Annotated in this window: 16 protein-coding genes; 2 read left to right on the top strand and 14 right to left on the bottom strand. The window is 64.8% G+C overall.

Going from position 1 to position 12,958, the window contains the following annotated elements:
- Positions 1 to 54 precede the first annotated feature (54 nt).
- From JQ603_RS00705 to rpoZ, 10 genes are all read right to left on the bottom strand, one after another.
- Positions 55 to 324 carry a hypothetical protein gene (locus JQ603_RS00705; RefSeq protein ID WP_212335880.1) on the bottom strand — a complete coding sequence of 90 codons (270 nt, stop codon included), beginning with the start codon at positions 322 to 324 and terminating at the stop codon, positions 55 to 57.
- A 101-nt stretch (positions 325 to 425) separates the two neighbouring features.
- Complete coding sequence (recO, locus tag JQ603_RS00700) at positions 426 to 1,178, bottom strand: DNA repair protein RecO (RefSeq protein WP_212335879.1); 753 nt, start codon at positions 1,176 to 1,178, stop codon at positions 426 to 428.
- Positions 1,179 to 1,323: 145 nt separating this feature from the next.
- A complete protein-coding gene (locus JQ603_RS00695) occupies positions 1,324 to 1,704 on the bottom strand; it encodes a hypothetical protein (RefSeq protein ID WP_212335878.1) in 381 nt (126 codons plus the stop codon).
- A gap of 21 nt (positions 1,705 to 1,725) precedes the next feature.
- The gene (gene era, locus JQ603_RS00690; RefSeq protein WP_212335877.1) at positions 1,726 to 2,652 is read right to left on the bottom strand and encodes a GTPase Era; all 927 of its coding nucleotides are present in this window, start codon (positions 2,650 to 2,652) and stop codon (positions 1,726 to 1,728) included.
- The gene (rnc, locus tag JQ603_RS00685; RefSeq protein WP_212335876.1) at positions 2,642 to 3,523 is read right to left on the bottom strand and encodes a ribonuclease III; all 882 of its coding nucleotides are present in this window, start codon (positions 3,521 to 3,523) and stop codon (positions 2,642 to 2,644) included. Before rnc ends, era begins: the two co-directional genes overlap by 11 nt.
- Positions 3,520 to 4,284 (bottom strand): signal peptidase I, encoded by a 765-nt coding sequence (lepB, locus tag JQ603_RS00680; RefSeq protein ID WP_212335875.1) that lies wholly within the window; start codon positions 4,282 to 4,284, stop codon positions 3,520 to 3,522. Before lepB ends, rnc begins: the two co-directional genes overlap by 4 nt.
- 249 nt (positions 4,285 to 4,533) lie before the next feature.
- Positions 4,534 to 4,953, bottom strand: a complete 420-nt coding sequence (gene acpS, locus JQ603_RS00675; protein ID WP_212335874.1) for a holo-ACP synthase — start codon at positions 4,951 to 4,953, stop codon at positions 4,534 to 4,536.
- Positions 4,950 to 5,702 carry a pyridoxine 5'-phosphate synthase gene (locus JQ603_RS00670; protein WP_212335873.1) on the bottom strand — a complete coding sequence of 251 codons (753 nt, stop codon included), beginning with the start codon at positions 5,700 to 5,702 and terminating at the stop codon, positions 4,950 to 4,952. The genes acpS and JQ603_RS00670 overlap by 4 nt, the downstream gene beginning before the upstream one ends.
- A gap of 45 nt (positions 5,703 to 5,747) precedes the next feature.
- Entirely contained in the window at positions 5,748 to 8,033 is a 2,286-nt protein-coding gene (locus JQ603_RS00665) for a RelA/SpoT family protein (RefSeq protein WP_212335872.1), read from the bottom strand.
- Between the two features lie 208 nt (positions 8,034 to 8,241).
- Positions 8,242 to 8,634, bottom strand: a complete 393-nt coding sequence (rpoZ, locus tag JQ603_RS00660) for a DNA-directed RNA polymerase subunit omega (protein WP_008133017.1) — start codon at positions 8,632 to 8,634, stop codon at positions 8,242 to 8,244.
- A gap of 330 nt (positions 8,635 to 8,964) precedes the next feature.
- Here rpoZ and JQ603_RS00655 point away from each other — a divergent pair, with 330 nt between their 5' ends.
- Positions 8,965 to 9,612: an NYN domain-containing protein gene (locus tag JQ603_RS00655; RefSeq protein WP_018644573.1), complete on the top strand. Its 648-nt coding sequence runs from the start codon at positions 8,965 to 8,967 to the stop codon at positions 9,610 to 9,612.
- Positions 9,593 to 10,267 (top strand): uracil-DNA glycosylase, encoded by a 675-nt coding sequence (locus JQ603_RS00650; protein WP_212335871.1) that lies wholly within the window; start codon positions 9,593 to 9,595, stop codon positions 10,265 to 10,267. The genes JQ603_RS00655 and JQ603_RS00650 overlap by 20 nt, the downstream gene beginning before the upstream one ends.
- Positions 10,268 to 10,279: 12 nt before the next feature.
- On the opposite strand, the gene JQ603_RS00645 is transcribed toward JQ603_RS00650, so the two are convergent.
- The 4 genes from JQ603_RS00645 to dapA form a co-directional block, all read right to left on the bottom strand.
- Entirely contained in the window at positions 10,280 to 10,861 is a 582-nt protein-coding gene (locus JQ603_RS00645; RefSeq protein ID WP_212335870.1) for a peroxiredoxin, read from the bottom strand.
- A 4-nt stretch (positions 10,862 to 10,865) separates the two neighbouring features.
- Entirely contained in the window at positions 10,866 to 11,339 is a 474-nt protein-coding gene (smpB, locus tag JQ603_RS00640; RefSeq protein WP_035709956.1) for an SsrA-binding protein SmpB, read from the bottom strand.
- Positions 11,340 to 11,411: 72 nt separating this feature from the next.
- Complete coding sequence (mscL, locus tag JQ603_RS00635; protein WP_212338094.1) at positions 11,412 to 11,825, bottom strand: large conductance mechanosensitive channel protein MscL; 414 nt, start codon at positions 11,823 to 11,825, stop codon at positions 11,412 to 11,414.
- Positions 11,826 to 11,881: 56 nt separating this feature from the next.
- Positions 11,882 to 12,772, bottom strand: a complete 891-nt coding sequence (gene dapA, locus JQ603_RS00630) for a 4-hydroxy-tetrahydrodipicolinate synthase (RefSeq protein WP_212335869.1) — start codon at positions 12,770 to 12,772, stop codon at positions 11,882 to 11,884.
- Positions 12,773 to 12,958: the final 186 nt, after the last annotated feature.

The raw sequence follows: 12,958 nt of genomic DNA, 5'->3' as shown, positions 1-12,958 counted from the left end.
CGCGACGTTGTCCCGTGCGGCCCGGTTCAGGATCAATCGGTTTCTTGCGGCGGACTACTGCCCGGCCCAACCCGCGGTCACGGTCTGGGTCTTGGCCTGTGCCGGGGTGTTGGTCAGGCAGCGGCGGGCCGTCTCGATCTCGGCCTCCGTCGCACCGTGGGCGCGCGCCCACGTCTCGGCGGCCGCCGCGGAGTATTTCGCCACATAGTACCGCACGACCGTGCAGGAGGCGCGGCGAAACAGGCCAGGTTGCGGCTCGCCAGCCGTCGCGTCCGGCGCAAAAGCAAGCAGCGCCGCCGACAGCGCAAATCCTCTGATCAACATTTAGGCTGTCCCCGTTGTGGAACCCAGGGCGCCAACTCGATCAGGCCGATTTCGTTCCGGGGAATTCCATGCCCTTGGGCGGGGGCAGAACTGCGGTTCCCTCATGGCCCCGAGATCGCCGCCCTCGCCTGCTGCCGCATCAGCGCGTTGATGAAGCCGGCCCGCGCATCGGAATGGCCTTGGCCCCGCGGCTCCAGCACGTGACGCAGCAGGAACAGACCGGTCAGGCGGAACCCGTCCTGGAGATCCTGCTCGGTGAGTTCGCTCGCGGTTTCGCCGTGCCGCAGGAACGGCGGCAGCCGCAACAGCCGGTCCCGCCACGGCTCGCCCGCGCCGCGTGACACCGCCCCGCCGGATTTAGGCGAGACGTAGATCAGGTCCGTGGTCTCGCCGGTCACCGCGCAATTCTCCAGCGCGAGCCCGAAGCCGAGCTCGGCGAGCATCGCCAGCTCGAAGTGAATGAGATGCACGGCCGCGCTGCCGATGTCGTCGAAATCATCGAGCGAATGCTCGAGCAGCGCAAAGATCTCTTCGTGCGGATCACGCTCCGGCAGGAGCCGTGCGATCGAGGCGAGATGGGTGACGCCGTAGACCCCGTGGGACGATCCCAGCAGCGTGGCCGCACGCAGCTTCAGTCCTTCGATGGCGTAGGTGCCGAGATGCTCGTCGAGCCGCGCCCGCCACACCGCGCTGACGCTGTTGCCGGGCTGCAGTAGCGGCCGCAGCCGCGCGCTGGCGCCACCGCGCACGAGGCCGAGATGCCGGCCGTGCGCGCGCGTCAAGAGCTCGACGATGGCGCTGCTCTCGCCATGCCGCCGCACGCCCAGCACGATGCCTTCGTCGGTCCATTCCATGGGAGGAAGTCTAGCGCAATTCGAGCTATCGTAGGGTGGGCAAAGCGAAGCGTGCCCACCAAATTTGATCCACGAGACCAGCTGATCACGGTGGGCACGGCGCGCAAGGGCGCGCCTTGCCCACCCTACGGCATCGCGCAAGACGTCACGCGTTGAACCAGCCCTGCGCATCGCCCGTGAAGGAGAAATACAAGCCCATCGTCGTCAGCACGCAGGACACGATCTCGATGGCGCTGTCGAGCTCCATGCCCTTCTCGCCAATGATCTGGCCGAGCGAGATCACCGACAACACGAGCGCTGCCGCCAGCACCCAGCGCGGCCAGTTCTTGCGCCAACGCGCAGCCAGCCAGACGAAATAGACGAGGAGCAGGATCATGCCGCCGGCGAGCAAGGTCGCCGTCATGATCATCTGCTCGGTCATCTCGACATTGGGCGTGCGGTCCTGCACGGCAACCGAGACGGCATCCAGCATCAACGATGCATAGAGCAGCGCTTCGAAGCGCTGGACGTTGGCGGGTACGCTCATCGAATGCCGATCTTTTCTTGGTTATTCTTTGGGGAAGTCCAGGCCCATCTCGCGGTAGCGGTCGGGATCGTCGCCCCAGTTCTCGCGCACCTTGACGAACAGGAACAGATGCACCGGCACGTCCAGGATCTGCATCAGCTCTTTCCGCGAGTCCGCGCCGATCGACTTGATGGTGGCGCCGCCCTTGCCGAGCACGATCTTGCGCTGGCTTTCGCGCTCGACGTAGATCGTCTGCTCGATCCGCACCGACTTGTCCTTGCGCTCCTCCCATTTGTCGGTCTCGACCGTGGACTGGTAGGGCAATTCCTGGTGCAGCTTCTGATAGATTTTTTCGCGCGTAATCTCGGCAGCGAGCTGCCGCATCGGCGCGTCCGACATCTGGTCCTCGGGATAGAGGTACGGCCCCGGCGGCACCATCTCGGCAAGGGTCGCGCGGATGTCGTCGACGCCGTCGCCCGAGATCGCCGCGATCATGAAGGTTCTCGCGAACTTCATGCGCTCGTTGGCGGCCTGCGCCAGCGCCAGCAGCTTCTCGCGCTGGACCAGGTCGACCTTGTTGATGACGAGGATCTTCTCATGGTTGACGCTGGCCGCCTTGGCAAGGATCGCCTCGGCCTCCTCGTCGATCCCGGTCTTGGCATCCAGCAGCACGCAGACGAGATCCGCATCATGCGCCCCGCTCCAGGCGGTCGAGACCATGGCGCGGTCGAGCCGGCGCTTGGGCGAGAAGATGCCGGGCGTGTCGACCAGGATGATTTGCGCGTTGTTCTCGATGACGATGCCGCGGATCAGCGCGCGCGTGGTCTGCACCTTGCGCGAGACGATCGTGACCTTGGCCCCGACCAGCGCGTTGACCAGCGTGGACTTGCCGACATTGGGCGCGCCGATCAGCGCGACGAAGCCGCAGCGCGTCGCGGCAGGCGTCTCGCCGCTTGCTTCAGCCGTCATTGCCGCCGCCAACGCCTTCACGTTCGATCATCACTGAAGCTGCTACCTTCTCTGCCGCGCGCTTGCTGCCGCCGACGCCTTCGGCCGGCGCGAGGCCCGGCAGGTCGACGGCGACGCGGAATTGCGGATCGTGATGCGGGCCGGTGCGCTCGACCTCGCGGTAAACCGGCGTCGGCAGCCCCTTGCCCTGCGCCCATTCCTGCAGCACCGTCTTGGGATCGCGCAACGGACGCCGCGGCTTGTGCATGCGCTCGGTCCAGTTGCGCCTGACGAACTCGGCCGCCGCGGCATGGCCGCCGTCCAGGAAGATGGCGCCGATCACGGCCTCGCAGATGTCACCGAGGATGGATTTGCGCAAGCGCGCATCCGCGCTGGAGCCGACCGAACCGAGCTTGATGTCGTCGAGCAGGCCGAGCGACTTGGCGACGTCCGCGCAGCTTTCCTTGCGCACGAGCTCGGCGAGGCGCTTGGACAGCTCGCCCTCATCGGCGTTCGGGAAAGCATGATAGAGCATGTCGGAAACCACCAGACCGAGCACGTGGTCGCCGAGGAATTCGAGCCGCTGATAGCTGTCGCCGCGCTTGCGTCCGGACTTCAGCGCCGAGACATGCGTGATCGCCTGCATCAAGAGGTTCGGGTCAGTGAAGCCGTGGCCGATGCGCGCCTCGAGCGCGGCGTTCGCGTCCGCTGCCTTGGCCTTGCTGCTGCGCGCCCGCTTCTTCTTCGCGGGCTTCTTGGCTTCAGGAGTCTCGGCTTCAGGAGACTTGGTTTCAGGAGTCTTGGTCGCAAGCGTCTTGGCGGCAGCTTCGCCGTCAGGGACGGCTTGCGCGTCGATCGGTTCGGTCGTGATGTCCTTGGCTTCGTCTTTCATCGGACGATTTTGAAGAAGCGATTCCAGCGCACGGCCCACGGCCAGCGCCAGAACATCCAGGCATGTTCGCCCTCGGCGATCGAGAAGAAGATCATCTGGGCGCGACCGATCAAATTCTCCTGCGGCACGTAGCCGACCTGGCCGAGGAAGCGGCTGTCGGTCGAGTTGTCGCGGTTGTCGCCCATCATGAAGAAGTGCCCGGCCGGCACGGTGTAGACGTTGGTGTTGTCCATGTAGCCGTTGTCGGCGCAATCGAGCGTCTCGTAGGACACGCCGTTGGGCAGCGTCTCCTTCCAGCGCTTCACGCGCGAAATCGCGCCGCTTTCGGCGCCGCAGGGGTCCTCGCCGACATATTCGCTCATGCGCTGCCGCTCGACCGGGGTGTCGTTGATGTAGAGCAGCCCGTCCCGCATCTGGACGCGGTCGCCGGGAAGGCCGATCACGCGCTTGATGTAGTCGGTGGAGTCGTCCTTGGGCAGGCGGAACACGACGATGTCGCCGCGGTTCGGGTCCGAGCCCCAGACCCGCCCCGAGAACAGCGGCGGCGAGAACGGGATCGAGTAGTGACTATAGCCGTAGGAATATTTCGAGACGAAGAGATAGTCGCCGACCAGCAGCGTCGCCTTCATCGACCCCGAGGGAATGTTGAACGGCTGGAACAGGAAGGTGCGGATCACGAGCGCGATCAGGAGAGCATGGATCACGACCCGGATCGTTTCGCCGACGCCGCTCTCAGTTTTCGTTCCCGAAGTCACGCTCATTGCTCTCTCAATTCCGGCCGGCGATCACAGAGCGCCCTCCTCCCGCGAACAGCCCATCGCTTCGCGGCGCAAGGAGATTGTCCTGATTCTGATAATGAGGGCCAATTCCGGCGTAAAGCCGAATTCGCCCAGCCTGATTTGCGTCGGCGGACTTTTAGACGGTTGTCAGGAGCCACGCAATCAAGGATCGCATCAAAACTGCATAAGATATTGATTTTTAAAAGGAATTATAAAATGAGACCCGAATGGTCAGGGCTTGGCCAGCGGGACGGCGGAAATGACGACGAAGGCCTGTGCGAGCGGCCAGTCGTCGGTGATCGACAGGTCGATCCGCGGCTCGAATCCCTCCGGCGTCAGCGCCTGGAGCCGGGCCAGAGCCCCACCGGTGAGCTGCATGGTCGGCCGCCCCCCCGGCAGGTTGACCACCCCCATGTCGCGCCACCAGACCCCGCGCCTGATGCCGGTGCCGAGGGCCTTGGAGCAGGCCTCCTTGGCGGCGAAGCGCTTGGCATAGGTCGCCACCACCATCTTCTCGTTCTTTGCGCGGCGCTCCGCCTTGGCCCGCTCGGCCGCGGTGAAGATGCGGTCGAGGAAGCGCTCGCCGTGGCGCTCGATCACCTTGGCCACGCGGGTGATGTCGATCAGGTCGGAGCCGATGCCGATGATCATGCCCGGCTCCGGCCGCGGTCCATCGCCGCCCGCATGGTGCGCACCGTCTCGGCAAGGCCCACGAACAGCGCTTCGCCGATCATGTAGTAGCCGATGTTCAGCTCCATGATCTCCGGCAGGCCTGCGATCGTCTCCGCCGTCGCGTAGTCGAGCCCGTGGCCGGCATGAACCTCCAGCCCCGCGTCCTTCGCCAGCTTCACCCCCGCCACGATCCGCTGCCATTCGGCCGCGGCCTTGTCGGTGTGGCCGTCGACGACGGCATCGCACCAGGCGCCAGTATGGATCTCGATCACGGGCGCCCGCAGCCGCGCCGCCATCTCGATCTGCGCGGGGTCGGCGGCGATGAACAGCGAGACGCGGATGCCGGCATCGCTCAGCCGCGCGATGTAGGGCGCGAGCGCATTGTGCTGGCCGACCACGTCCAACCCGCCTTCGGTCGTGACCTCCTGGCGGCGCTCCGGCACCAGGCACACCGCATGCGGCTTGGTGGCGAGCGAGATGCGCATCATGTCGTCGGTCGCCGCCATCTCGAAATTCAGCGGCTTGGAGATCTCCGCCTTCAGCCGCGCCATGTCCTCGTCGCGGATGTGCCGGCGATCCTCGCGCAAGTGAGCCGTGATGCCGTCGGCGCCGGCCTCGATGGCCAGCAGCGCGGCGCGCACCGGATCGGGATGGCGGCCGCCGCGTGCGTTACGCACGGTTGCAACGTGATCGATATTGACGCCGAGGCGGAGCGGAGTTGCGGGCATTTCAGGACTCACGAAATCAGAGAGACGGACGCATGCGAGATGCGTCTATCCATTAACACGTTCGACGCGGGCGACGACCGCCTTGGCGCGCAACTGGGCGAGGATCGCGCTCAGGTGCTTGAGATCGTAGACTTCGAGATCGATCGTCGTTTCCGTGAAGTCAGGCGAGCGGCGCTGCATGCTGATATTGTCGATGTTGCCGTCGTGCTCGGCGATCACGGTCGCGATCTGCGCCAGCGCGCCGGGCTCGTTGACGTTCTCGACCTTGATGCGGGCCGGGAAGCGCTGCGGCGCGGTGTCCTCGATGTCCCAGCGCACGTCCAGCCAGCGCTCCGGCTCCTCCTCGAAATCCTTCAGGGCCGGCGCCTGGATCGGGTAGATCGTGATGCCCTCGCCCGGGGTGACGATGCCGACGATGCGGTCGCCGGGCACCGCGCCGCCATTCGGCGCGAACTTCACCGGCAGGTCGGAATTGATGCCGCGGATCGGGATCGCGACCGGGCTGCGCGGCGGCTCGGACGACTTCTCCTTGAGCTTGGCGGCGAGGCCCTTCTTGATGCCGTAGCGGGCGACGCGCTCCTCCTTGTAGTCGGGATACATCGCGCGCGCGACGTGCGACGCCTTGATCTCGCCGCGCCCCACGGCCGCCATGACGTCCTCGATCGAGGTGCGCGCAAGCCGCGGCAGCGCGCCCTTGAGCTTGTCGTCGGCGTATTCGATCTTGGCACGCTCGAACAGGCGCTCGACGATGCGCCGGCCGAGGCCGACATATTGGTCGCGCACGGCGGTGCGCGTGGCGCGGCGGATCGCGGCGCGCGCCTTGCCGGTGACCGCGAGCGTTTCCCAGGCGGATGGCGGCGCCGACTGCGCCTCCGAGGTCAGCACCTCGACCTCGTCGCCATTCTGCAGCTCCGAGGACAGCGGCGAGAACTTGCCGTTGATCTTGCAGCCGACCGCGCTGTTGCCGACATCGGTATGCACGGCATAGGCGAAGTCGATCACGTTGGCATGGCGCGGCAGCGCGATCAGCTTGCCCTTCGGAGTGAAGCAGAACACCTGGTCGTGGAACAGCTCGAGCTTGGTGTGCTCGAGGAATTCCTCGGGATTGGCGCTCTCCGACAGGATTCCGACGGTGTGGCGCAGCCAGGCAAACGCGTTGGATTCCCGCTTGAGGTATTCGGTCGGCGAGCCCGTGCCTTCCTTGTAGAACACGTGCGCGGCGATGCCGCGCTCGGCGATCTGATCCATCTCCTCGGTGCGGATCTGGAGCTCGGCGCGCTGGTTGCCCGGACCGATCACGGTGGTGTGGATCGAGCGGTAGTCGTTCTGCTTCGGCGTCGAGATGTAGTCCTTGAAGCGGCCCGGCACGACCGGCCAGGTGGTGTGAACGATGCCGAGCGCGCGGTAGCACGCCTCGACGTCGTTCACGACGACGCGAAAGCCGAAGATATCGGACAATTGCTCGAAGCCGACCGACTTGCGCTCCATCTTTGTCCAGATCGAGAAGGGCTTCTTGCGGCGGCCGTAGACGCGCGCCCCCAGGCCCCGGTGGCGCAGATTGTTGGAGAGCTGATCCTCGATCTCGCCGATCAGGTTGCGGTTGCGCTCGGCGAGCGCGTCGAGCCGCTGCATCACCACCGAATAAGCCTCGGGGTCGAGCGTGCGGAAGGACAGATCCTCCAGCTCCTCGCGCATTTCCTGCATACCCATGCGCCCCGCGAGCGGCGCATAGATGTCGAGCGTCTCCTCGGCGATGCGCCGGCGCGATTCCGTCGGCACGAATTCCAGCGTGCGCATGTTGTGCAGGCGGTCGGCGAGCTTGACCAGCAACACGCGAACATCGTCGGCAATCGCCAGCAACAATTTGCGCAGGTTCTCGGCCTGCTTGGCCTCGCGCGACACCAGCTCCAGCCGCTTCAGCTTGGTCAGGCCCTCGACCAGCGCGCCGATCTCGGGCCCGAAGATCTGGTCGATCTCGCCTCGCGTCGCCTCTGTGTCCTCGATCGTGTCGTGCAGCAGCGCGGCCACGATGGTGGCATCGTCGAGCTTGAGGTCGGTGAGAATCGCCGCCACTTCGAGCGGGTGCGAAAAATAAGGATCGCCCGAGGCTCGCGTCTGCGAGCCGTGCGCCTTCATGGCGTAGACATAGGCGCGGTTCAGCAGATCTTCGTTGGTGTTGGGATTGTAGGACCTGACGCGCTCGACGAGGTCATATTGACGCATCATGCGCGCGCGCGGCTTTGCCGGGCGCACCACCGGCGCAGTCGGTACCACGGCAACCGATTCGGTTGCGGCCTGCATCTGCGTGGATCTCCGGCGCCGATATACCATTCCGTCCTGCCTTCAAACGGACCAAGAGACGGCCCGTTGTATACATCTTAGCTTCGATCGTGCGCGCGTCAGATCAATTCGATGACAGGTGCGCAGCGCCAACCGACAACACTATGGTAACCACGAAAACGCCAACAAAAGCAAAGGCCCGAACAACGGTTCGGGCCTTTGATAAGATCACAAGAAATCGATGATTGCGACGGGACGATTACTCGTCCTCCTCGGGCTGCTCTTCCGGCGGCGCGAGGCCTTCGAGGCCCTTCAGGAGCTCCTCTTCGGTCATGCGCTCAACGGCAACTTCGGTATCGTCCGCATCGACGCTGGCGCCGGCGGAACCGATCAGCGGCACCGTATCCGGCTCGGGCTCGTCGACCTCGACGAACTTCTGGAGCGAGTGCACCAGCTCCTCGCGCAGGTCCTCCGGCGAGATGGTCGTGTCGGCAATTTCGCGCAAAGACACAACAGGGTTCTTGTCGTTATCGCGGTCAACCGTTAGTTGTGAACCTGACGAAATCATGCGGGCGCGGTGGGCGGCCAGCAGGACCAGGTCAAACCGGTTGTCGACCTTGTCGATACAATCTTCTACGGTGACGCGAGCCATGGACTGTCGCTCCGTTGTGGGTGGGACGAAATATGTGGATGATTGGGGCTAGTTATAGGGGCCAAGGCGGTTTCGCAAGGCCAATTTGTGATTTGGCCTCGCCAAATGGCTCTGGTACCCCCACATTAGGGCTGGGATGGGTGATTTCCCGGGCTGCCAGCGGGGGCGGCGCCGGGCATATGAGAGTCCGCCATAACTATACCTTGATTGCCCCGACTTCTCCGGATTTGCGGATTCGACGGGTTTAGGCGCCACCTGGGGACTGCGCGGCCGGCTGCCGCCGCGCCAACAATAAACGATCAATCACGACACACTACGCGAGCAAACTGAATGTCACCTTCTCCTACCAACAAGATCGCGCTCTTTATCGACGGGGCCAACCTCTACGCGACGGCGAAAACTCTGGGCTTCGACATCGACTACAAGCGCCTGCTGAAGGAATTTCAGAGCCGCGGGACGCTTCTGCGGGCCTTCTATTACACCGCCATCATCGAGGATCAGGAATACTCCTCGATCCGCCCGCTGATCGACTGGCTGGACTACAACGGCTACACCGTCGTCACCAAGGCGACCAAGGAATTCATCGACGCCTCCGGCCGCCGCAAGGTCAAGGGCAACATGGACATCGAGCTCGCCGTGGACGCCATGGAGCTCGCCGAGCACATCGACCAGATGGTGCTGTTCTCCGGTGACGGCGACTTCCGCTCCCTGGTCGAGGCCGTCCAGCGCCGCGGCGTGCGGGTCACCGTGGTCTCCACCATCGCCAGCCAGCCGCCGATGATCGCCGACGAGCTGCGCCGCCAGGCCGATGTCTTCACCGACCTCGTCGAGCTGCAATCCAAGCTCGGCCGCGACCCGTCCGAACGCCCCGCCCCGCGCGACCGCGGCGAGCGTGGTGAGGGACGCCACCACGCCCCGCAGTTCCTCCAGCGCGCGACCACCATGGCGCCGAGGGGCGATGACGACTTCGAGGAGTGAGGCGGCACGGTCAAGCCGCCAGCCCCCCGCCCTCGTCCCCGACCGTGACTGTCCGCTCTGCCCCCGCCTGGTCGCCTTTCGCCAGGCGAACCGCGCGCGCGAGCCGTTGTGGCACAACGCCCCGGTGCCTCCCTTCGGCGACATCACGGCACGCCTGCTGATCGTCGGCCTGGCGCCGGGCATGCAGGGCGCCAACCGCACCGGCCGCCCCTTCACCGGCGACTATGCCGGCGACCTGCTCTACGCCACGCTGCTCGAATACGGCTTTGCCAAGGGGACCTATCAGGCGCGGCCCGATGACGGGCTGAAGCTGGTCGACTGCCGCATCGCCAATGCCGTGCATTGCGTGCCGCCGCAGAACAAGCCGCTGCCGGTCGAGATCAACACCTGCCGCCAGTTCCTCGTCGCGAATCTCGAGACGATGCCGAAGCTGCGCGCGATCGTCGCGCTCGGGCGGATTGCGCACGACAGCGTGCTCAAGCCGCTGAAGCTGAAGGCCTCGCAGGCCCCCTTCGGCCATGGCGCGGTGCATCAGGCCGGCCCGTTCAGGCTCTACGACAGCTATCATTGCTCGCGTTACAACACGAACACCGGCGTGCTGACCGCCGACATGTTCCGGAGCGTGTTCGCGAAGATCAAGGCCGACCTCGACTAGGCCTCGCCCTGGTCAGCCCTTGGCCGGATTGGCCTTCAGCCAGTCCAGGACGTCGCCGGCGTTCCGGTCGGGCGGAAATACCGGATAGAACACATGCGTGATGCGGGCATCGTCGATGATCAGCGCAAGGCGCTTGATCAGCGTCAGGCCCGCAACCTCCATGGTCGGCAGGTTCAGCGCGCGCGTGAGCGCCAGCTTCTCGTCCGACAGCACGGGAAACGGCAGGTGCAGGCGCGAGGCCATCTCGGTCTGGTAGTCATTGCTCTGGGTGGAGAGACCGAACACGTGGGCAGCGCCGGCCGCCTTCAGCTCGGCGAACAGATCGCGGAACGCGCAGGTCTGCGGCGTGCAGCCGCGCGCCCCCGGGATCATGTCCCAATCGTCCACCAGCGCGATCTTGCCGGGCTCGCCGGTGCGCGGATAGGCGAACACCACGGTCCGGCCGCGCAGGGCCGACAGCGTCACTGACCTGTCGTCGGTCGCGAGCAGGCCGATCGGGGGCAGCGTCAAGCCTTTGAGATGCGCGGCACCGCCGTCATCGGCGGGTGCCGGAATCTGGCTCCAATCCACCTCGAGCAGGTTCCGCTGGTTCATCGCATTATCCCCTCGCCCGCATCAGCCGGCCCTTCTCCCGGCTCCAGTCGCGCTTCTTCTCGCTCTCGCGCTTGTCGTGCAGCTTCTTGCCCTTGGCGACCGCGAGCTGCAGTTTGGCGCGCCCGCGCTCGTTGAAGTAAAGCTTGAGCGGGATCAGCGTCATCCCCTCGCGGTCGACCGCGCCCATCAGCTTGTTGATCTGCCGGCGATGCAGCAGCAGCTTTCGCGGCCGCTTCGGCTCGTGATTGAAGCGGTTGCCCTGCAGATATTCGGGAATGGTGGCGTTGATCAGCCAGATCTCGCCGTCCTTGGAATCGGCGTAGGATTCCGCGATCGTGCTCTTGCCGTTGCGGATCGACTTGACCTCGGTGCCGGTCAGCGCAATCCCCGCCTCGATCGTATCCTCGATCGCATAGTTGAAGCGGGCCTTGCGATTTTCCGCCATGACCTTGATCGGACGTTCGTTCTTGTCGGCCATGACAGTGAAACCTGGGAGTCAAACCTGATCGAGTTGCGCGCTTAAGCTAACAGTTTGGACGAAGTGCGCGCGTCACTTCTTGAGGAGATCGCGGATCTCGGTCAGCAGCTCGACCTCCGCCGACGGCTTCGGCGGCTCCGCGGGCTTGGCTTCCTCCTTGCGCTTCAGCGTGTTCATGGCACGGATCACCAGGAACAGCACGAAGGCGACGATGATGAAGTTGATCGTCAGCGTCAGGAAACTGCCGTAAGCGAGCACCGCGCCTTGCTTTTTCGCATCCGCTAAATTGGTGGCGGTCACCGCCTTCGACAAGGGGATGAAGTAGTTCGAGAAGTCGAGGCCGCCGGTGGCGGCACCGATGATCGGCATGATGACGTCGCCGACCAGCGACGTGACGATGGCGCCGAAGGCCGCGCCGATGATGACGCCGACCGCGAGGTCGACGACGTTGCCCTTCATGGCGAACTCACGGAACTCGGTGAGCATCTTCCTACCCTTCTCGTCGACTCCCATGAAAAGCTCCCCCGGGTTTGGTCAGCGTCTCAGTTGATCAGTCCGGCGTGCACCATGGCACTGCGCACCGCAACGCGCGTCGGTTCGGAGACCGGCACCATCGGCAGCCGCAGCGTCTCGTCGAGCTTGCCGAGCAGCGACATCGCGTACTTGATCGGCGCCGGATTGCTCTCGATGAAGAGGTTGTTGTGCAGCGGCATCAGCTTGTCGTGCAGCTTGAGCGCAGTGGCATGATCGCCCTTCTGCCAGGCGGCGTGGAACTCGGCGCACAGGCGCGGCGCGACGTTCGAGGTCACCGAGATGCAGCCATGGCCGCCATGGGCCATGTAGCCGATGATGGTGGCGTCCTCGCCGGACAGCTGGTTGAAATCCTCGCCCAGCGCCGCGCGCTGCTGCGAGACGCGGACCATGCTTGCGGTGGCGTCCTTGACGCCGGCGATGTTCTTCAGCTCCCACAGCCGCTTCATGGTGTCGACCGACATGTCGATCACCGAGCGCGGCGGGATGTTGTAGATGATGATCGGAATCCCGATCGCATCATTGATCGCCTTGAAGTGCTGATACATCCCTTCCTGGGTCGGCTTGTTGTAATAAGGCGTCACGATCAGCACGGCGTCCGCGCCCGCCTTCTCGGCGTGCTGGGAGAGCTCGATCGCCTCCTTGGTCGAATTGGAGCCGGCGCCCGCGATAACAGGCACGCGGCCCTTGGCCTCAGCGATGCACCACTCGACGACCTTCTTGTGCTCGTCATGGCTCAGCGTCGGGCTCTCGCCGGTGGTGCCGACCGGGACCAGGCCATTGGTGCCCTCCGAGATCTGCCAGTTCACCAGGGAGCGGAACGCCGCCTCGTCCAGCGAGCCGTTCTTGAACGGCGTGACCAAGGCGGTGAACGACCCCCGGAATTTCGTCTTGGCTGCCATGGACTTCCTCCGTACGCGGCAATCTTGAGAGCAAGCCCATACATATCGGGTCTATCCCGCCGGTAAAAGGGCCGCTGCCGCGGGACGCACCGTTTAGGCCGCGATTTTGCCGCGGTGGTGGTGCAAACCCGCCGGAAGTAAGCGCCTGTTGGTATTTTGTCCGCATATTCAATCAGATTCAGCTAG

Origin of the sequence: Bradyrhizobium liaoningense, assembly GCF_018130825.1 — a bacterium.
In the GTDB taxonomy this organism is placed as follows: Bacteria; Pseudomonadota; Alphaproteobacteria; order Rhizobiales; family Xanthobacteraceae; genus Bradyrhizobium; species Bradyrhizobium liaoningense_B.
Note: the sequence above shows the minus strand (reverse complement) of the source record. Positions and strands in the feature narration are given on the sequence as shown.